Raw genomic sequence first — 19,695 nt, 5'->3', positions numbered from 1 at the left:
ATGATCATTTTGTTAGTTAATTCTAGAAAAATCAAGATTTTTTCCGTTAAAGCGTTAATGACATAACAAGTTTTTAATACTGTTCCGAAATTCGGATCACATCATCCGAAAATCGAATGCCAATATATACGATCATTATAGTCGGGATTGGGTAAAAATCAAGCATTATTTTCCGTTAGCGTTTTTGGTTTTCAACAATCTTCCATTCGTTGTATACTAATACAGAATGAACTAGAGGCCATGCAGGAGGCATAACGTGCAAAAGAATACAAAACACAAGAACAAAACCGTGGTCAGGTCCATGGATCTGCTTCAGTTATTCCTGACCCACCCCAAGCTGAATATCAGTGAAATGGCCAAGTTATCAGGAATCCCTAAAACTTCAGTGCTGCGCATGATCGGATCATTGGAAGAAATGGGATTCTTAAAAAAAGATGCAGAAGGTTCTTATTCGCTAGGTCTACTCTTTCTTCAATACGGCAACCTGGTAGCCGAACGCTTAGATATCCGCCATATCGCCCTTCCGGTCATGCAGCGGTTGCGTGACGAAATTCAGGAGGCCATTCATCTCGTGCTGCGCGACGGGAACGAAAGCATTTATATCGAGAAGCTGGATACGGATCACCCCGTACGGCTATTCACCAAAATCGGACGGAAAGCCCCGCTGTATGCCGGCGCTTCATCCCGCATTATTTTAGCTTTTATGCCTGAGGCAGAACGCGAGGAGTATCTAGAGGCCACGAAACTGCAACCGATTGCCTCCGGCACGATCACCGACAAAGCGCAACTGCGTCAGATCCTGGAGCGTTCCCGTCAGGAAGGCTACAGCTTTAGCCGTTCTGAATTGGAGAACTACACGGCAGAGTTAAGCGCTCCGATCTTTGATCATACCGGGCAAATTATCGCAGCACTCAGCGCTGCAGGTTTGGAGGTCCAGTTTGAGGAAGAACGCATTCCTGAACTGGTCAAGGAAGTACAGCAAGCAGCCAACGAAATTTCTCGCAAATTAGGTTGTACCCAGCCCATACCGGTTGCGCTGAGCCAATAATTCATATTTGAAAAAGAACAAGCCCGTCCCGGCGACTGCCGGAGACGGGCTTTGAAGTAATGAACGTTTATTCATGTTGGAGTAAAGTGGCCTGACCTTCAATGATCACGACCTCCGGTTCAGGAACAAAACCATAATGCCGATCAAAGGCGTCCTGTACATGACGAATTAATTCAATGACATCCGCCGCGGTCGCCCCACCCACATTTTGAATCACATTGCCGTGAACGGGCGAAATCCGGGCATTGCCGCGCTGAACCCCTTTTAAGTTGAGACGGTCCGCTAGTGCACCAATCGGCTCGCCAACGGAATAGTTATTTTTGAACACCGATCCGCAGGAAGGATACGAGAAATGCATCTTCCCTACGCGGTCCTGAATGATTTTTCGCATCGGAGTTAGCTTAGGGTCTTTTTCCCCTGTCCCTTCCTTCGCCTCCAGCCATGTGATGAAGTGCGAAGCAAACTCCGGTAATCGATGAGATGGCAGTTTTCCTTCCTGAAGCGCAGCCAGCTCCGGGATCGACGTCAAAGCGGTAGCCTGAGTGGTTGAACTGAGCTTAAACTCAGCGCCAACGATGAACCAGCGGGTTCGATTGCGTTGGAACACCGATTGTTTGTACCCAAATTCGCACGCCTCGCGGCTGATGGTTTGAATGGTGCCGGGCTGCCTACAATCGATATAATGAACATTGACCAACGTATCGCTGATATGACGGTCAAAATATTTGGCATTCATATAAATCCCACCGCCCACCGTTCCCGGCAGCAAAAAGGTAAAATCAAAATCAGCAATCCCCAGGCCATATCCGATCACGGCCAACATCGACATCGGCACCCCAGCCGAGACGTAAAGCCGATCGCCCTCGAGCTTCACCTCAACCATTTCCCGAGTTGTCAGAAACAATGCATCGGGATCCGGCTGATCGGGAAACAGCAAATTGGATCCTCCGCCAAAAAAGATCGGTGATATGCCGCGGCGATACGCCAATTCCAGCAACTCTTGCAACTGCTCTACTGAATGAGGCGTTCCCACAAACCGGGCCTCTCCCCCGATTTCATAAGTCGAATAACGGGACAACGCCTGCTGCGTTCGCAGTCCAGCCAAATTCCAGCTTGTCATACAAAGCCCCTTCCTACCTGCTTCCTAAACAGTAATGTATATTATGTCGTTGGGCGATTTCAGTGTTAATAAATCGTTTCGTGTTTGACGAAAGACAACCAAAAACGGGCTGAAAGAAGAGTCCTTCTTATCAGCCCGTTGTTCATCGCCTCGTCCGAGGGCTTAATCCGAAAATTCCACATTGTGATAAACCTGCTGCACGTCCTCCAGATCCTCCAGCGCGTCGATCAACTTCTCGAACTGCGCTTCCACTTCCTTGCTCGGCAAAGTGACATAGTTTTGAGGCAGCATCGTCAGTTCCGCTACCGTAAACTCCGTAACCCCGGAGTTCTTGAGCGCTTCTTGAACGGCATGGAATTGATCGGGTTCGGCATATACGATCACCGACTCGTCCTCTTCGATGATATCCCTCACCTCAAGATCGGCTTCCATCAAGATTTCAAACACTTCATCAATCGATTTGCCTTCCATCCCGATGACGGCTGTTTCGTCAAACATATAAGAAACCGATCCGCTTACGCCCATGTTTCCGCCGTTCTTGTTAAATGCGGAGCGTACTTCTGGTGCAGTACGGTTTACGTTATTCGTTAATGTATCTACAATGACCATCGCGCCGTTAGGGCCAAAGCCTTCATAACGCAGCTCTTGATATACTTCATCCGTAGCGCCCTTCGCCTTATCGAGAGCCCGGTCAATGATCGCTTTCGGTACATTGTACGTTTTCGCCCGTTCAAGAACGACCTTCAAAGCGCGGTTCGATTCCGGATCCGGCTCGCCTTTCTTGGCGGCAACATAAATCTCAACGCCGAACTTCGCGTAGATTCGACTAGTGTTCGCGTCTTTCGAAGCCTTTTTCTCTTTAATATTATTCCATTTGCGGCCCATACTCTTCCCACTTTCTTAATAATCTACCCAACTATTATAACCAACAACTTAGTTGGCGGCAATGAATGCTGTACGCTTAAATGGCTGTGGATGAACCCGCAAGATTGCAAAAATGCCCTATGTGATTCACATAGGGCATTGGATGATACTTCTTTATTCCGATGGCACAGCGCTTGAATCCATAAATACGATTTCCCAGAGATGGCTGTCAGGATCCTGGAAGCTCCAGGTATACATAAAACCATGGTCAACCGGATCGCTGTAAGGCTTCCCGCCCGAGGCGAGCGCTTTGTTCACGATTTCGTCCACTTGGTCACGGCTCTCGGCCGACAAGGCGACGATGACCTCCGATTGGCCCGTGGTATCCGGAATTTCTTTCTTCGTAAACGATTTGAAGTACTCCTCCGTCAGCAGCATGGCGAAAATATTCGGTCCAATCACCAAACAAGCCGCCTTCTCATCGGAAAATTGCGGGTTAAACTCAAAGCCAATAGATTGAAAGAAATTCATCGATCTCTGCAAATCTTTTACGGGAAGGTTTACAAAAATATTACTCAAGCTTACGGCCATCGGATCACCTCGATTTCAAATTTAAACCAATTATACCTGAGGCAACCCTAAATTGCTAGATTACGACTAGATTAGATCATCTTGGTCGTCCAAGATTCACAGTTCCACGTCTCCGTGACAACGTCGCGGTAAAATTCCGGTTCGTGGGAGATTAACAGAATACTGCCTTTGTAGGCTTTAAGCGCACGCTTCAACTCATCCTTGGCATCGACGTCCAAATGGTTTGTTGGTTCGTCGAGCACGAGCAAGTTCGTTTCTCGGTTAATTAGCTTGCACAGGCGTACCTTCGCTTTCTCGCCCCCGCTCAAGACGGCGATTTTGCTTTCGATATGCTTCGTCGTCAGGCCGCATTTCGCTAGAGCAGCACGAACCTCAAACTGCGTAAACGACGGGAACTCGTTCCAGATTTCCTCGATGCACGTATTGTAATTGGCATCCTTCATCTCCTGCTCAAAGTAGCCGATTTCCAGAAGGTCACCGAGATGCACTGAGCCGGAGATTGCCGGAATTTGTCCCAGGATGCTGCGAAGCAGCGTGGTTTTCCCGATACCGTTTGCGCCGACGAGGGCGATTTTTTGCCCGCGTTCCATTCTTAGATTCAGCGGCTTCGATAAAGGTGAGTCGTAACCGATAACCAGGTCCTTCGTTTCAAAAATCAACTTGCCAGATGTCCGAGCATCTTTGAAATTAAATTGCGGTTTCGGTTTTTCCTTCGCCAACTCGATAATTTCCATCTTGTCCAGCTTCTTCTGGCGAGACATCGCCATGTTCCGCGTTGCCACGCTCGCCTTGTTGCGTGCCACGAAGTCTTTGAGATCGGCGATCTCCTGTTGCTGGCGTTTGTATGCCGACTCTAACTGCTGTTTTTTTGCCTCATACACCTGCAAGAAGTTATCATAATCACCGACGTAACGGTTCAGCTCTTGATTTTCCATGTGGTAAATCAGGTTGATGACGCTATTCAGGAACGGGATATCGTGCGAAATGAGAATAAACGCGTTCTCATATTCTTGCAAATACCGCTTCAGCCATTCGATATGCTGCTCGTCCAAATAGTTGGTAGGTTCGTCTAGCAGCAGAATGTCTGGTTTCTCCAGTAAGAGCTTGGCCAACAATACCTTCGTCCGCTGACCCCCGCTGAGGTCGTTAACGTCTCTTTCGAGCCCGATATCCGTCAAGCCCAAGCCCCGAGCGGTTTCCTCAATCTTGGCATCGATGAGATAGAAATCCTGATTCGTGAGCGTGTCTTGAATCGTACCTACGTCCTCCAGCAGCTGCTCCAACTCTTCCGGCGACACATCCCCCATTTTGGCGTACATCTCGTTCATTTCCTGTTCCAAATCGAACAGATATTGAAACGCCCCGCGCAGTACGTCGCGGATCGTCATTCCTTTCTCCAGCACGGCATGCTGATCGAGATAGCCAACGCGTGTGCGTCTAGCCCACTCGATTTTGCCTTCGTCCGGCTGCAGCTTGCCCGTAATGATGTTCATGAACGTCGATTTACCTTCACCGTTGGCCCCCACTAAGCCAACATGCTCGCCTTTTAACAAGCGAAAGGATACATCGTTAAAAATAGCCCGGTCCCCAAATCCGTGACTCAGCCGCTCTACATTTAAAATACTCATGGAGATTTAACACCTTTTCTATATGAATTATGGTTAAAAACATTCGGATGGTTATCAAAGGGTACACTCGACCTATTATACTGGTTAAGCAGGGTAAAGCTCAATACGGCGGGGAAATTTAGTAGAAAAAAGCGCCGTCCCGAAAGTCCTTCGGGCGACGCCTGCGAAAATGATTTAAAAACCTAAAATTTCGTCGATCTTGCGCAACTCCTCTTGAGTAAACGACCGATTCGCCAATGCGCCAACCGCATCCTCGATTTGGCTCACTTTGCTGGCGCCGATCAGTGCGGATGTCACTCTACCGTCTCGCAGCACCCAGGCCAAGGCCATTTGCGAGAGCTTCTGCCCTCTTGCGGCGGCCAGTTCGTTCAGCTCCTTGACTTTGGCAATTCGCTCTTCGTTTACATCCTCCGGACGAAGGAACACGCTAGGACCGGCAGCGCGGGAATCCGGGGCGATTCCGTTCAGGTAGCGGTCGGTCAGGATGCCTTTCTCCAGCGGGGAGAACACGATCGAGCCGATGCCTTCTTCCTCCAAGACATCCAGTAACCCTTCTTCGATCCAGCGGTTCATCATCGAATAGTTCGGCTGATGAATCACCGCCGGGGTGCCCAGCTGTTTTAAGATTCGGGACGCTTCGCGCGTCTCTTCCGGACGATAGTTGGACAACCCCACATACAGTGCTTTCCCTTGTCGTACGATGAGATCAAGCGCGGCCATCGTTTCTTCCAGCGGCGTGTCCGGATCGGGACGATGATGATAGAAAATATCCACATACTCCAGCCCCATTCGCTTCAGGCTTTGATCGAGGCTTGAGACCAGATATTTTTTGGATCCCCATTCCCCATACGGCCCCGGCCACATATAATATCCCGCTTTCGTCGAGATGATTAGCTCATCGCGATACGGACGCAGATCTTCACGCAGCACCCGTCCGAACGTTTCCTCGGCCGAGCCTGGCGGCGGTCCATAGTTGTTCGCTAAATCGAAATGGGTGATCCCGAGGTCGAAGGCTCTGCGCAACATGGCGCGCCCATTCTCGAGCACATCGATGCCCCCAAAATTATGCCATAGGCCCAGTGAAATGGCTGGAAGTTTCAACCCACTCCGGCCCGAACGGTGGTATGTCATCGTTTCGTATCGATTATCAGCTGCTTGATACATTAATGCTTGTCCCTCCTTCAGTCTATATATGTCCAATATAATGCACGGGGAGCGACTTACCTATATCAGCATGGATGATCTCTATGGCATAATGTCTGATTTTTGCCATTGCTCGCGGTAGTCGGAAGGCGAGGTGCCTACCGTTTTTTTGAACATTTTGGAGAACAATAAAGCATCCTGATAACCCACAGAACGCGCCACTTCCGCGATGGAATAATGACCGTTGCGCAGCAGGGCGCAGGCTTTCTCCATTCGATACTTCAGCAAGTATTGCTGAGGCGGCATTCCGGTAGCCCGCTTAAATAAAGACGATAAGTATTTCCGATCCAGACCGACGATCGCAGCCAGCTGGCCGACGCTCATTTCCTCACTATAATGACTGTGCAGAAAATCAAGGCAACGATGAATGTACGCATCCTTGGCTTGCGTCCTTGTCGAATCCGCATCCCCTGATGCAGGGACAAGCTCCACCAGCAGGGTCATAAACTCATACAGCAACGTTTGCAGGCGCAAATCGCGCGTCGTATTCGATTCCTCTGCTTCGTTAAGCAACTCATACAGTTGCGGCATCAAATGCGTATCCATGGGAAATACAGGCGATGCCGGGGTCAACCGGGTACGGCTTAAAATCTCCGCCACCTGTTCCCCGTTGAAGCCGATCCAGGAATACGTCCAAGGGTCCACCTCATCCGCTTGATAGAAGATGACCCGTTCAGGATAAGCGAGAAAAGCTTGCCCGCCGGTCAGCTCGAAGGTTTCTCCCTCAACTTTCACAATCCCTCGTCCTGAATGGATAAAGTGAATTTTGTAGATATCACGGACACCCGGGCCAAAGGAATGAAGCGGAGCGCACCGTTCTTTTCCCCAATAACACAAATACAAGTCCGGTGACTCGCGAAACGGCCGATCCGGATTATAATGAAAAATCGCTCCCATGATCCATCCCTCTTTACTCGCTTCAATTTCGGTAATCTAATCTATTTGAATTAGATTATATCATCGAGTTAGGTTGTTTCTAGGACATGGGTTGTTTATAAGACATAGGCTGTTTCTAGTCATACGCTGTTTCTAGCACATACTGTGTTCGATTAGGTATAGTACGGCAATCACCATTAGTAAACATAATATTTATTACGTAAATTAGAATATGATCGCACGACCCCACTCGACTCAATTATTCACGCACTTACTCATCATATAACTGCAAAAAAAGTCAATTTCATAATTCAATTTATTAGCTACTGCAGGTAACCAATTTCGAGGTGTACATTTTCAAAAAAAGTTACGCGGCTTGTTTGGTCAAACGGATGTTCATGTTCAAATAATCCAGCGCATATTTAGACACATTGTACGCTAGGTAACTTAGTTCGAGATCGACGAACGCACGTTTTTTGAGCCTTCGTGTAGTGCCCATGCCAAAGTATAACTTCAGATATGCAAAGACGCGTTCAATAGCGGTCCGCTGCTTAAACAATTCGGCAAACTTCTCGCTTCCCCGGCCAGGTGCTGTGTATTTGCGGACGTCGGTTTCTATCCGGATTTTATACACCTTCTGGCAACCTGTAGCTTGCAGCGGACATTCCTTGCATTCTTTCGGACGGGTAAATTTCACGTTGCCCCCCTTGGGGTCGTAGCTGTCATAACGGTACGGATGGCCTTGTTCACACAGCGGACGATAATATTTGTCTTCCTTCAAAGGCAGCTTGGTGCGGTGAATTAACGGGATAATCGGAAAAGCACCTAACTTGCGGATTTGTCGGTATACCGCTTCGCCGTCATAGCCCTTATCAGCCAAAACGTGCTTAACCTGCAGATCCGGAAATCGCTCCTGAAGTCGCTTCAGCAGCATAATGGCCGGTCTCTGGTCACTGACATGAGCGGAGCAGGTCTCGCCGGCAACAATATATTGGCTTGCCGTGTCGACGAGCAGATTCGCCTTGTACCCGTACCAGAATTTCACGCGGTGGGTGCCTCGCGGATCGCCTTTTGCGCCAGTGCTTGGGTATTGCGGCATATCGCGGGCGAGTTCTTCGTAACTGGCTGGCAACATGTCGGCTACTCCCCGTTCGAAGAAACCAAGCGACGCTTCGTAAGCATCCATTTGCTTCCGCCACTCGTCCCATTCCGCTTTCGGGATTCTCCCGCGTTTGGAACGTTTGGGCTTCTCCGGCTTGGCTTCCTGGGACGGCGTGCATGTGTCCGCGGAGAACAAGGCAGGGTCTTCGTCAACGAGAGGGCTGGAAGAAGTCGTCGTCTTCCCTTGATCCAGCTTCGAATTTCGGTCGAAGGCCTCAATGTGGGACGAATCTATTGCCAGAACCTCACCCGAAAGAAACCCTGCGGCAATTGCCTGGTCTACCACTGTATCCAGAACGTGTCTCAGTACGCCGCTTTGAGCCAGCCTGGCTACAAGGCGGGAATAGGCGGCTTCACTCGGTACCCGGTCCGAATCGGTAAAGCGGCATAACCTTCTGAATTCGGAGCTGGTTCGCAGACGCTTGATCAGATCTTTCGTATAGCGGATATGTTCCAGTTTTCCAATAATGAGGGAATACATCATCGCTCTGGTATTTAAACTTTCGGAGCGGCCGCGGGTACTTTTTTTGCTAACGGCATGCAGGATGATCCCCATGGGGACGTGTTCCAGAATGGCACTGTATTTTGCCTCATCCGCCATTCCCATTAATTCCTCGAAGGAAAATAGCTCTGCTTGTTGAATACCATACATGGGAGTACTCCTTTCTCGTGGTTGGTGTGGTAACCTTTACTTCGAGATTTTGGGGAGGTACTCCTTTTTTACATGCTGAAAAACCTTATCCCACAAGGGGTTACAAATTATGAAATTGACTTCTTTTACAGTTTTCCGCTTCGGGGATAAAACATCTATCGCTGGAGGGCGCCCCCCTCCCTTCATAACAACCAAAAAGCCGGTCCGTCCCCATCTTATCAGGGGTACACCACCGGCTTTTTTCCCATACACCAGTTCTTCAAGAATGTAATTGGTTTTCCACTTCCGCCAATGCCGCTTGGTCCTCGGCTAGATCCTCTTTGGCCCGCTCCATCGGCTCGGGATTCATCCGGCCGTCGGCTTGGGCGATGGCGTTTTCCGCTTTTTCGATCGCATTGCGGGCACCCTCCACCGTTTCTTCACGAGGATGCGATTGAGCTTGGGTTACTGCGCGATGCGCTTTTTTAACCGACTGCTGTGCAAGTGAAATCGGATTTTGAGATTGCATGCTGGAAAATGGATTTTCCATGTTCAGTTCCTCCTCAAGCAATGATGAGGTTAGGATGTGAAACTAAAGCTCAAATCATGCACAATCCATTGGATATCCGCGATGGAACCCCTGAGTTTTCCGGCTCTTTCTTTTTCACTCCCCTCCGGTTCGTGCTACAATAAGTTTTGTTTGGTTTGAAAAACTGTGCATACTGGAGGATTACATTGATGGAAGCTTTCGAGGTACTTCTTGAAAAATACGCCGAATTGGTCATCCGGGTCGGCGTGAATATCCATCCCGGCCAAAACCTGATGCTGACAGCACCGCTGGAAACGGTGGACTTCACCCGCCTGCTGGTGGCCAAAGCCTACGACGCCGGAGCCAAATACGTCCACGTCGACTGGGAAGACGAGCAAATTACCCGCATCCGCTACGAGCATGCCACGGACGAATCCTTGTCCTACTATCCGCAGTGGCTCGCGGATATGGCGGAACAGTTCGGAGAGGAAGGCGGCGCGATCCTTCGGATTAAGGTACCGGATCCGGAGCTGTTCCGGGGCATCCCTTCAGCCAAGGTGTCTACCGCAGTCAAAGCGGCAGCGAAAGCGCGGGAGAAGCATTCCGCCCAAACACGCAATAACCGGATCACCTGGTCGCTGATCAAAGCACCAACGAAAGCTTGGGCAAACAAAGTGTTTGCCGATTTGCCCGAAGAACAGCGGATCCCGGCCATGTGGGAAGCCGTCTTTCAAATGAACCGCGTTGACCGCGTGGATCCGATAGCCGCCTGGCACGAGCATATCCAGCAGTTGAAAGAACGGCAAGGGCATATGAATGCCAAACGGTACAAAAAGCTGCATTACCGCGCACCGGGCACCGATCTCCAAGTCGAGTTACCCGAAGGCCATCTATGGCTGGGAGGAGGGGATTACAATGAGGCGGGGAACTATTTTGTCGCCAATATGCCGACGGAGGAAATCTATTCGATGCCGCACCGTACCGGGGTGAACGGGACCGTAGCCAGCACAATGCCGCTGAATTTGAACGGCCAACTTGTCGAAGGCTTAACGCTGACGTTCAAGGATGGTAAAGTCGTAAGTTTCGACGCCAAATCCGGACGGGAGCATATGGAGAACCTGCTCCAAACAGACGAGGGAGCCAATTATCTCGGTGAAATCGCCCTGGTGCCGCATGACTCGCCGATCTCAAGACTAAACCGGATCTTTTATAACACCGGGATTGACGAGAACGCATCTTGCCATTTCGCCTTGGGCAGCGCTTATCCGGTAAATATCGAAAACGGCGCCAAGCTAAGCAAAGAAGAGCTGCTCGCTAGAGGAGCCAACGTCAGTCTAACACATGTAGACTTTATGATCGGCTCCGCCGAGCTCAACATTGACGGCGAGCTGGCCGACGGGACGATCGAGCCGGTATTCCGCAACGGGAACTGGGCGTAAGACGTAAGACGTAAGGCGTAGTGCGTAAACCGTAAACCGTAAACCGAAAACCGTAAACCACACCCTGCTCCAACAAAAAACAGCTCTCCTCCCCGACAAACGGAAAGGAGAGCTATTTCTTATGATTTCATCCCGGTATAGATTTGAATCGCATCCCGCAGGAACTCAGCCGCACCCGGCTGATCCTTGTCGTAATAAGCTTTAAAACGCTCATCATCGACGTACATTTGCGCCAGCCCGGCATGGGCTTCCTTGCTGTAATCACTCCAGTAGAACGTCAACCACTGCTTGTGCAAATCTGCGGCCTTCTGCGCAAGTTCACCGGCGGGATCGCCCGTCTTGATGGCTTCGGCTAACGTGGCTTTTACTTCGTTCTCCAGCTGCGTCACCTTTTCGTATTCCTCTTTGGTCATATTCATCAGCTTCCGATTGGATTTCTCCACCGTGTCTACCCCATATTTTTCCCGGATCTCCCGGCCATATTTACGCTCGTTCTCCTCGATCAACTGCTTCTTGAAGCCTTCAAATTTTTCTTGATCTTGCATCGTGATTCTCCCTTCATGCGACGCGATCGTTTTTTCCACATTGGCGATTAATGCGTCGAGTTGCTTGCGTTTGTCAAGGAGTTGATTCCGATGTTCTTTCAGCGCGCGGGTACCGTCGAATCCGGGATCGGTGACGATGGACCGGATATCTTCCAAACTAAGGCCAAGTTCCCGATAGAATAAAATCTGCTGCAGCAGATCGACTTCCCGACGACCGTAAATGCGATATCCCGACGAGTTCGTTCTGGCCGGCTTCAGTAGTCCGATCTCATCGTAATAACGCAGCGTCCGGGTACTGACCCCTGCAAGATTCCCCAGCTTCTGAATGGTGTATTCCACAAGCTCACCTCCTGACAACACTCATGATAAACGTTAACGTAACGTGAAGGTCAAATCTTTTTTCAAGGAAAATTTAGGCCCAGCTCGGACGTGCAGCAACCACCGTTTCCCCAGTAAGCGCCGCCCGTTCAATCATCATTCCGAGATAATGATCCTGTGCAGCCTCCCACAATCCGTAAAACTCCGGCCCGCCTTGAACATATTCGCCCATCTTCATCAGGCCGGTCGCAATCGCCAGCTCATCATCATATAATCTAGCCGGCGCAAACGGATTGGTATACAGCCACTGCTCCCCGCAGAGAATGCCTTGCAGAAAATATCCCTCCTGGTTCTCCAGCTCGCCCTTATTCACCCGTTTCAGCTCCAGTTGCAGCGGGGTGGTATCTTCCTGCTGAATGAATACCCGCGAATCGAAGATTTCACCGCGTTCGCCGCGGACACAGCAATGATTGGAGCGAATCCAGGAGCGATGCTGATCGCGGGTAAAATCATAGATCCCCAACCGGTCGCCGAAATCAAGCCATGCCAGTTCTCGTAACGAAGGGACGAGCCGATCCTCCGTAGGCGGACCGCTGCGTGTTGGCCCCTGTACCCAACTTGATTCAAACCGCATGGCGCGAATCCGCACTTCCTCAAAAGAAACTCCCAGCAGCCGGCGAATCAGACTGACACCGTGGTATAAATGGGAGATAGAGACGGTTGCTTCGGTAATCCGCCCCAGCCGTCCCGTTTCGATCAACTTGAGTCTGGCCTGCTGGATCGGATGTAAATGATATTGCTCCGCCACCTGGATCTTTGCGCCGCTTTGCCCAAGCTTTGCATACAGCAGTTCGAGTCCCGCAAGGTCGGCTGCCGGCGGGGTTTCCGAGAGGACGGGAATCCCCGTTTCTGCGAGCTGCAGCAGGTAAGGCAGCATCTCCGAGCCGCTCACCGACAGAACCATAAAATCCTGCTGCTCTTGCTGAAGCAGGGCTCTCACCGAGCGGTACGTCCGCACGCCCCATTGCCGCTCCATCGCCAACGCCTTCGCTTCGTCGCGGACGACCAGGCCACCGATTTGGAACCGATCCGGCATCGCCTTGGCAATCCGTAAATAATATTGGGCACGAAAGCCCGCTCCGCCGATGATGCTAAATGTGATGGCCATGCCAGATTCCCTCCTCCATGATCATAGACTCAAGCCTGTTGGTGAAACCGAGGTGCTCGGCCGATAATACTCTCCCGTGAATAATAGATCGAATCTTTGGACAACGGCAACGTAACCGGCTTCCCGGTTGCGGCAGATTCATATATCGCCATGATCAGCTCGATCGTGTTTCGCCCCTCGTTCCCGTCGATCAGCACCTGCCGAGAGCCCGTTTCAATGGCGCGCAGCACATCGTCAATTTGCCCGGCATGCCCGGTGTATGGCAGCGGTGCGACCTCCTCGGCTGCTCGTTGGATTTCCGCCTCCAGATCTGGATTCCGCCTCGGAAATCCGCCGTCCCCTTCCTCCGAGGCATACAACTGCCATGGAATTCCCACCTTAGCCCGCTCCCCCTGAAAAACAAGCCGTTGCTCTTCGCCATGATGAACGACGGAACTGGTCACTTGAGCTAAACCGCCGTCTGCATACTCCAAGACCGCGATGGACAAATCCTCGACCTGGGAATTCCGGTGCGAAGTATTGGCGGTGACCGCGTGGACTCTAGATGGCATCCCTCTAAGCCATAGCAGCAGGTCCAGATGATGCACCGCGTGGTTCATGACGCAGCCTCCGCCTTCATTTTCCCATGTCCCCCGCCATTCCACATCGTAATAGCTGCGGCCGCGCCACCAATAGGAATTTGCTTCAGTGTGGACGATGCGGCCCGCTAAACCGGCATCGATCACCCGCTTCACCCGGCGAATCGGATCATAAAAGCGGTTTTGCCCCACGACGGACAAGAGCGCCTGGCCTTGAGCTGCTGCCTCCAGCATCCGATCACATTCGGACAGCGACGGGGCCATCGGCTTTTCCACCAGGACATGTTTGCCTGCCAGCAGAAAATCCGACGCAATGTCTGCATGGGTAGATGGCGGCGTACAAATCGATACTAAATCCACCGAATCTAAGTTCAACACTTCCTTGTAATCCGAATAGACCGCGCAATCCAGGCCAAAACGCTCTTTGAGCTGGTACGCCTTTCCTCCGCTCCGATCGACCAGCGCCGTGATCCGGCAACGGTCGCTAAAGCGGGCAAACGCCTCAAGATGGGTACTTGCAATCGACCCAGTGCCGATGATGGCGATGTTAATCATGATTTCTCTCTCCCCTGTGTCTTATTTGATCAGATCCGTTGGACTCATGCCGGTGATTTTTTTAAACAGTGTGCTGAAATAAGGCACGTTCTTATAGCCGACCTGTTCGGCCACCTCATAAACGAGCATATTGCGCTGCAGCAGCAGCTCGCGTGCTTTTTCGATCCGAACGCGGGTTAAATAGTTGTTGAACGTTTCGCCGGTTATGTTTTTGAAGATGATGGACAAATGGTTGCGGGAAATGTAAAGCTTCTCCGACAACTCCGCCAGCGTAATGTCCTCAGCATAATGCTCGTGAATATAACCGGTCATGTAATCCACCACCTGCCGGTGCTTGCTGTTCCCCCGCCATTGGCGGCTGCTGCAGATCAGCGTAATTTTATCCGACAACCATTCGGTGAGCTGCTCCAGACCGGTTAAGCCCACCAACTCCTTGGTGATCTGCTCTTCAGGTACAAGATCATTCAGCAGAACTCCCGTTTCATAGAGGCAATACGTAAATACCCCCCACAGCTCGCAGGCAAAAATCTGCACCGTTTCAGGGGTCATCGCCTTCTGCAGCTCCAGCCGGTTCATGTAATCGGCCACTAGCTTCTTAGCTTCGGCTTCCTGGGACGCCTTTAATGCAGAAGCCAATTCCACATAAAATTTCACTGAAAATAAACTCGCCGCTGCCGTTTTTCCGTCTTCTTCGTCCTGATAGGCATATAACGCATACGTAGAATCCCGCCGCCCCAACCTCATGTCGATGGCCCGGAACGCTTCCTCCGTTGAATCCGGGATGTGCTGCCATTGCGGCTTGACACCCCCAATTCCGACGCGGACGACCAGCTTGAGATAGCTTTTGATCGCATCGATCAGCTTTACGCCCAGCTCATGCAGCTTTCTCTCCAGCAATTGCTTTGGCTCATCCGGACGCGGGTGGACGATCAAGACAGCCCTTGTGCTGTGCAGCTCGGTATATTCCACGGTCCCGAACCTTTTGCGGGCCACCTCGCAGACAATATTGCTGATCGCAAAGCGGAACAGGTTCCAGTCCGACAATGAAAATTGGCCGACGCGCGCATCCCGGACGAGATCGATACCAATCGTCACGTGCCGATGATCCGTCCAATATCGATAAGGCTCCGGCAAACGCCCTGCCTCGCGGTACGAGCTGTCCAGCGTTCCGACGACCGCAGAGCGGACCCACTCCTTCTCGATGAACGGCTCATACAGACTCAGCTTCCGCTCCATCTCGCCCTGCTTCCGGCGAATCTCTTCCTCCTTGGCCAACTCATCGATCACCTTACCCAGAATCGACTTCAGCGTTGGCATGCTGATCGGCTTGGAGACATAATCGCTGACATTAAAGCGCAGCGCTTGGCGTGCATGTTCGAAATCCGAATAGCCGCTAAAAATAATGACCTTGCCGTCATACCCTTCCTTCCGCAGCTGCTCAATCATATCAATGCCATTCATCGCCGGCATATAAATGTCCGTGATGACGATATCCGGATTCGTTTGCCGGACTACATCCAGCCCGTCCTTCCCGTTCTGGGCTTCCCCAACCCAGGTCGCCCCGAGCTGTTCCCACGGAATCGCCCGTTTCATCCCTTGCAGCACCTGGCGTTCATCATCAATGATGGCGATTTTCCACACCCTCAACTACCTCCTTGACTGTTCTCCTCCAAGATGTCTGGCACGGACATGCGGCTCACGCGGCCGGTCCGGGTTCAAGCGGTTCAATGAACTGGGGCACCGGGGGCTCCAGCAGCTTCGGCAGCGTAATCACGACACGGGTGCCTCCTTCTTCCCGTTGAGATAACTCCACGCCGTAAGCGCCTTCAAAGTAACCTGCGATCCGCTCCTTCACATTGCGGATGCCGTAGCCCCCCGTTCTCCGCTTGCGCTCGCGGGGCACGGCCTGCTGCAGTCCAGCGCCGTCGTCATCGATCGTAATCACGAGCCGGTCAGACTGCTCCTCCAGCGTGATCCACAACTTCCCTTGTGTACGACCGTTAAAACCGTGGACGATGGCATTCTCCACGAACGGCTGCAACGTCAGCTTCGGAATAAACAACTCCTGAACAGAGAACGGGGCATCGATCGTATATTCCAGTTCACCGCCGCCGCCGGCTTGCCAGCGAAGCTGTTGAATTTCCAGGTAACAGTGGATATGCTCCAGTTCCTCGCCAATGGTAATAAAGCTGTTGCCGTTGGATAAGCCAATCCGAAACATCCGGCCCATCAGCTCGAGAATCCGGCTAAGCTCGTCCTGCCCGGCCTCAATCGCCATCCAGTTCAACTGATCCAGCATATTATACAGAAAATGCGGATTGATATTGGCCTGCAACGCTTCGATTTCCGCTTTGCGCTGCTGCTCGTATCGCCGCCGCAGCGAGCGGTACAGCTCTTCAATCTGCTCCATCTGCTTGCGATAGCCGTCGAACAGATAACCAAACTCGTTCTCGTAATCGTTGGGCAGATCAACGGGATGCCCGCCGCTGCCTGTTTCGTCTCTATCGCCTACGAAATACTGCCGCATTGCGGTCACAAGCTGTTTGATTGGTTTTGTAAATTGGCGGCTTAAGTAAAGGGTCAACAGCAGGACAAACAAAATGGCGATGACCCCAATCACGCCGATAACCAAAGCCAGACGAAAGCCGCCGCTCGTAATTTCACTCCAAGGCGTGACTTCCACGAGCATCCAATGGGAATCCCGCATCTTGGAATACACCAGCAGCGAATCCCCCAGCTCTTTATTTCCCCGGATATGAACGTACCCGGATTGGTCGGTTTTCACATTGATCCATTGTGATAACTCGGCATGCTCAGGCACCAGCCCGGTTTTCAACGTCAGCTGCCCCAACGTGTCGATCATCATCCGGTTGGCCGGCGCAGAATGTCCGGCTAATAGTTGTTCAATCTCTTTCGCTTTGACATGGACGACGAGTACACCAAGGTATTTGTCTTCCTCGACGATTTTGCGCGCGAAGCTGAGCACCCGCACATTCCCTTGGAAGCTGGGTATTTCATGCTCACTAACCCAAGCGAAATCGTTCTTGTCGAGCGCCTCCGCCCAATCTTGCTTGGCCAGATCGCTCAAACCACGAAACTGGATATAGCTGTTGGCATCCCCGCGCAGCGGACGCTCCATATATAAGTCGATTCCTTGGATGATCGGAATCGAATAAGTCAGATTCGCTAAGGCGCGCTCCACGCTCACGGACCGGCGGTGCCGGTCGTATTCATCCTGCCGGTCGCGCAGGAACGTAATCAACTCGTTATCGCGGGACGTCGACAGCGAAATTTGCTCGATCATCACCAGCCGGGTGGTAATTTCATTATTCAGCTCGTCCAGCAGCAGCTGCTGATAATGGGAGCTGGTTTTGGCCAGCTCGTTGGATGAAATGCGATAGCTGGCCCAGGCGATACAGGCCAAGACGGCCACCATAAAGATGGAAAAACTGCGAAAAAACAAGCTGTCGATCCGAAATTTTTTAAACGGATTCGTCATACGCAAGGCTGCACTCCCTTCAGGTGTAAGGAAAAAACGGTAAAGCTGCGAAGATCGTTCACGCTTTACCGTAATATAATTGGCCATTCGCCACCCTTATCCCTTTATTCCGGTTGTGGCAATCCCTTCGACGAAGTATTTTTGCAAGAACATAAAGATCAAGGTAGCCGGAATGATGGAGACGAGTGACATTGCCAGCAGTTGTCCCCATTCCTGGGCCGACTGGGAATCGTTAATCATTCGCAGCGCCAGGCTGACCGTATACTTGTCTACCGAATTAAGATACAGCAGATGTCCGAGGAAATCGTCCCAGTTCCACAAGAAGCAGAAGATGGTGACGGTCACGATCGCCGGAACCATCAGCGGCATGACGATCCGGAAGTAGATGCCGAACCACGAACAGCCGTCGATTTTCGCCGATTCATCCAACTCCTTAGGAATGCCGCGCACGAACTGGATCAGCAGGAAGACGAAGAACGTCCCGCCCGCACCGCCCGCAAGCATATGTGGCACGATAAACGGCAAATACGTGTTCACCCAACCAAGCTGGTGGAACAAAGCGTATTGCGGAATGATCAGCACCTGCCCCGGCATCATTAAGGTAAGCATAAACAAGGAGAACCAGAGGTTTTTCAAAGGAAAATTCAATCTCCCGAACCCAAACGCAACGAGCGTGCTGGATACCAGCGTCGCTGCAATCACCGCCGCCTCCAAGGCGAAGGTGTTCAGGTAGAAGTCGGTGAAGGTGTGACCCGGCACCGAATTCCAGCCCTTAACGAAGTTGCTCCATTGAGGAACCGAAGGGAAAATATTCGGCGAAGCCAGCTCGCCGTTCGTCTTCAGCGACGCGCCGATCCACCACAGCACCGGATAGACCATGACCAAACTAAACAGAATCATAAAGAGGTGCCGGACCAGCGGCTTCCATTTAAAGGTCATCTGCCATTTCTCCCTTCAGGTTCCGTTTCGTAGAACACCCAATATTTCGAAGTTCCTGCAATGATCAACGTGGCAATCACAATCATCACCAGCATGATCCAGGCCAGTGCCGACGAATAACCAAGCTGGTACCGGCTAAACGCCCGCTCGTACAAATAAAGCGCATACACATACGTTGAATTCATCGGGCCGCCGTTCGTGATCACAAACGCTGACGTAAACATTTGGAACGCGTTGATGACGCCCATCACCAGGTTGAAGTACAATACCGGCGACAGCATCGGCAGCGTGATGTTGAAGAACTGGCGAAACTTTCCGGCGCCGTCCACAGCGGAAGCCTCATACAGATCACCCGGGATTTGCTTCAGCCCTGCCAGGAAGATGACCATCGACGAACCGAACTGCCAGACCGTGAGCAGCACGAGCGTACTTAACGCCGTATCGGGACTGGTGATCCAGCCTTTCCCCTCGAAGCCAAACGCTCCGATAATTTTGTTAAAGATCCCGTCCACGCCAAAAATATTACGCCAGAGCAGCGATACAGCGATACTGCCACCGATCAGCGACGGGAAGTAAATCGCCGTGCGGTACAGCCCAATCCCCCGCACCGCCCGGTTCAACACCAAAGCGACAAGCAGCGCCGCGATCAGCTTCAGAGGAACCGAAGCCAAAACGTACAGGAACGTGACCTTGACCGAAGTCACGAATTTGGAGTCCGCCGTAAAGATCAGCTCGTAGTTTTTGGTCCCCACCCAGTTGATCGGTTCCAACAGCGTGTAGTCCGTAAACGAGTAGTACAGCGATAAAATCAGCGGATATGCGGTCAGCCCGAGAAACCCGAGCAGCCACGGTGAAATAAATAAATAGCCGGCCACCGGAGCATTCCATCGTTTGAGGAAGATCCGGCGCTTGTTGATGGCTGGCGCGTCTTTTAAGCCCAAGGCCGCGGAACTTTTCATGCTTGCTTCACCTCTGCAGTTTCTGAGTGCTTATAGCTCAAGTA

The 19,695-nt window shown here is 51.5% G+C and carries 17 protein-coding genes; 2 read left to right on the top strand and 15 right to left on the bottom strand.

The features are described from left to right. Positions 1-256 precede the first annotated feature (256 nt). On the top strand, positions 257-1,048 hold the full coding sequence (locus NSQ80_RS10155; protein ID WP_260069975.1) for an IclR family transcriptional regulator: 792 nt from the start codon (positions 257-259) through the stop codon (positions 1,046-1,048). A 67-nt stretch (positions 1,049-1,115) separates the two neighbouring features. Here the strand turns inward: NSQ80_RS10155 and NSQ80_RS10150 are convergent, their stop codons facing one another. The 8 genes from NSQ80_RS10150 to NSQ80_RS10115 all read right to left on the bottom strand — a co-directional run bounded on the left by NSQ80_RS10150 (position 1,116) and on the right by NSQ80_RS10115 (position 9,672). Further along, positions 1,116-2,168: an FAD-binding protein gene (locus NSQ80_RS10150; RefSeq protein ID WP_009223250.1), complete on the bottom strand. Its 1,053-nt coding sequence runs from the start codon at positions 2,166-2,168 to the stop codon at positions 1,116-1,118. A 162-nt stretch (positions 2,169-2,330) separates the two neighbouring features. Continuing rightward, complete coding sequence (locus NSQ80_RS10145) at positions 2,331-3,053, bottom strand: YebC/PmpR family DNA-binding transcriptional regulator (protein WP_009223249.1); 723 nt, start codon at positions 3,051-3,053, stop codon at positions 2,331-2,333. A gap of 153 nt (positions 3,054-3,206) precedes the next feature. After that, positions 3,207-3,623 carry a VOC family protein gene (locus NSQ80_RS10140; RefSeq protein WP_260069974.1) on the bottom strand — a complete coding sequence of 139 codons (417 nt, stop codon included), beginning with the start codon at positions 3,621-3,623 and terminating at the stop codon, positions 3,207-3,209. Between the two features lie 71 nt (positions 3,624-3,694). Beyond that, complete coding sequence (locus NSQ80_RS10135) at positions 3,695-5,251, bottom strand: ABC-F family ATP-binding cassette domain-containing protein (protein ID WP_009223247.1); 1,557 nt, start codon at positions 5,249-5,251, stop codon at positions 3,695-3,697. Positions 5,252-5,425: 174 nt separating this feature from the next. Further along, positions 5,426-6,415, bottom strand: coding sequence for an L-glyceraldehyde 3-phosphate reductase (gene mgrA / locus NSQ80_RS10130; RefSeq protein WP_260069973.1), 990 nt, complete (start codon positions 6,413-6,415; stop codon positions 5,426-5,428). A gap of 81 nt (positions 6,416-6,496) precedes the next feature. Next, positions 6,497-7,351, bottom strand: a complete 855-nt coding sequence (locus tag NSQ80_RS10125; RefSeq protein ID WP_323076525.1) for an AraC family transcriptional regulator — start codon at positions 7,349-7,351, stop codon at positions 6,497-6,499. 346 nt (positions 7,352-7,697) lie between these two features. Further along, positions 7,698-9,143 carry a transposase gene (locus NSQ80_RS10120; RefSeq protein ID WP_339302132.1) on the bottom strand — a complete coding sequence of 482 codons (1,446 nt, stop codon included), beginning with the start codon at positions 9,141-9,143 and terminating at the stop codon, positions 7,698-7,700. A 259-nt stretch (positions 9,144-9,402) separates the two neighbouring features. Continuing rightward, a complete protein-coding gene (locus NSQ80_RS10115) occupies positions 9,403-9,672 on the bottom strand; it encodes a hypothetical protein (RefSeq protein WP_260069971.1) in 270 nt (89 codons plus the stop codon). A 188-nt stretch (positions 9,673-9,860) separates the two neighbouring features. Between NSQ80_RS10115 and NSQ80_RS10110 the strand changes: the two genes are divergently transcribed. Continuing rightward, on the top strand, positions 9,861-11,090 hold the full coding sequence (locus tag NSQ80_RS10110; protein ID WP_339302131.1) for an aminopeptidase: 1,230 nt from the start codon (positions 9,861-9,863) through the stop codon (positions 11,088-11,090). A gap of 119 nt (positions 11,091-11,209) precedes the next feature. Here the strand turns inward: NSQ80_RS10110 and NSQ80_RS10105 are convergent, their stop codons facing one another. From NSQ80_RS10105 to NSQ80_RS10075, 7 genes are all read right to left on the bottom strand, one after another. Continuing rightward, a complete protein-coding gene (locus NSQ80_RS10105; protein ID WP_009223242.1) occupies positions 11,210-11,974 on the bottom strand; it encodes a MerR family transcriptional regulator in 765 nt (254 codons plus the stop codon). A 73-nt stretch (positions 11,975-12,047) separates the two neighbouring features. Continuing rightward, positions 12,048-13,121 (bottom strand): Gfo/Idh/MocA family oxidoreductase, encoded by a 1,074-nt coding sequence (locus NSQ80_RS10100; protein WP_323076522.1) that lies wholly within the window; start codon positions 13,119-13,121, stop codon positions 12,048-12,050. Between the two features lie 29 nt (positions 13,122-13,150). Next, positions 13,151-14,254 (bottom strand): Gfo/Idh/MocA family oxidoreductase, encoded by a 1,104-nt coding sequence (locus NSQ80_RS10095; protein ID WP_323076521.1) that lies wholly within the window; start codon positions 14,252-14,254, stop codon positions 13,151-13,153. A 21-nt stretch (positions 14,255-14,275) separates the two neighbouring features. Next, the gene (locus NSQ80_RS10090; protein ID WP_323076520.1) at positions 14,276-15,895 is read right to left on the bottom strand and encodes a response regulator transcription factor; all 1,620 of its coding nucleotides are present in this window, start codon (positions 15,893-15,895) and stop codon (positions 14,276-14,278) included. Between the two features lie 55 nt (positions 15,896-15,950). Beyond that, positions 15,951-17,753 carry a sensor histidine kinase gene (locus NSQ80_RS10085; protein ID WP_036643810.1) on the bottom strand — a complete coding sequence of 601 codons (1,803 nt, stop codon included), beginning with the start codon at positions 17,751-17,753 and terminating at the stop codon, positions 15,951-15,953. A gap of 96 nt (positions 17,754-17,849) precedes the next feature. After that, positions 17,850-18,692 (bottom strand): carbohydrate ABC transporter permease, encoded by an 843-nt coding sequence (locus NSQ80_RS10080; RefSeq protein ID WP_009223237.1) that lies wholly within the window; start codon positions 18,690-18,692, stop codon positions 17,850-17,852. After that, positions 18,689-19,651, bottom strand: a complete 963-nt coding sequence (locus tag NSQ80_RS10075; protein ID WP_009223236.1) for a sugar ABC transporter permease — start codon at positions 19,649-19,651, stop codon at positions 18,689-18,691. The genes NSQ80_RS10080 and NSQ80_RS10075 overlap by 4 nt, the downstream gene beginning before the upstream one ends. Positions 19,652-19,695 lie beyond the last annotated feature (44 nt).

The organism is Paenibacillus sp. FSL K6-2441 (genome assembly GCF_037964765.1).
Taxonomy (GTDB): Bacteria; Bacillota; Bacilli; order Paenibacillales; family Paenibacillaceae; genus Fontibacillus; species Fontibacillus phoenicis.
The sequence above is the reverse complement of the archived record's forward strand: the minus strand, read 5'-3'. Positions and strand labels throughout refer to the sequence as shown.

Bases quoted from the DNA above. Each gene is read 5' to 3' on its own strand.
- NSQ80_RS10140 (WP_260069974.1), bottom strand. From the start codon at position 3,623: ATGGCCGTAAGCTTGAGTAATATTTTTGTAAACCTTCCCGTAAAAGAT.
- NSQ80_RS10085 (WP_036643810.1), bottom strand. From the start codon at position 17,753: ATGACGAATCCGTTTAAAAAATTTCGGATCGACAGCTTGTTTTTTCGC.
- NSQ80_RS10095 (WP_323076521.1), bottom strand. From the start codon at position 14,254: ATGATTAACATCGCCATCATCGGCACTGGGTCGATTGCAAGTACCCAT.
- NSQ80_RS10135 (WP_009223247.1), bottom strand. From the start codon at position 5,251: ATGAGTATTTTAAATGTAGAGCGGCTGAGTCACGGATTTGGGGACCGG.
- NSQ80_RS10110 (WP_339302131.1), top strand. From the start codon at position 9,861: ATGGAAGCTTTCGAGGTACTTCTTGAAAAATACGCCGAATTGGTCATC.
- NSQ80_RS10115 (WP_260069971.1), bottom strand. From the start codon at position 9,672: ATGGAAAATCCATTTTCCAGCATGCAATCTCAAAATCCGATTTCACTT.
- NSQ80_RS10150 (WP_009223250.1), bottom strand. From the start codon at position 2,168: ATGACAAGCTGGAATTTGGCTGGACTGCGAACGCAGCAGGCGTTGTCC.
- NSQ80_RS10080 (WP_009223237.1), bottom strand. From the start codon at position 18,692: ATGACCTTTAAATGGAAGCCGCTGGTCCGGCACCTCTTTATGATTCTG.
- NSQ80_RS10075 (WP_009223236.1), bottom strand. From the start codon at position 19,651: ATGAAAAGTTCCGCGGCCTTGGGCTTAAAAGACGCGCCAGCCATCAAC.
- NSQ80_RS10145 (WP_009223249.1), bottom strand. From the start codon at position 3,053: ATGGGCCGCAAATGGAATAATATTAAAGAGAAAAAGGCTTCGAAAGAC.
- NSQ80_RS10120 (WP_339302132.1), bottom strand. From the start codon at position 9,143: ATGTATGGTATTCAACAAGCAGAGCTATTTTCCTTCGAGGAATTAATG.
- mgrA (WP_260069973.1), bottom strand. From the start codon at position 6,415: ATGTATCAAGCAGCTGATAATCGATACGAAACGATGACATACCACCGT.
- NSQ80_RS10125 (WP_323076525.1), bottom strand. From the start codon at position 7,351: ATGGGAGCGATTTTTCATTATAATCCGGATCGGCCGTTTCGCGAGTCA.
- NSQ80_RS10100 (WP_323076522.1), bottom strand. From the start codon at position 13,121: ATGGCCATCACATTTAGCATCATCGGCGGAGCGGGCTTTCGTGCCCAA.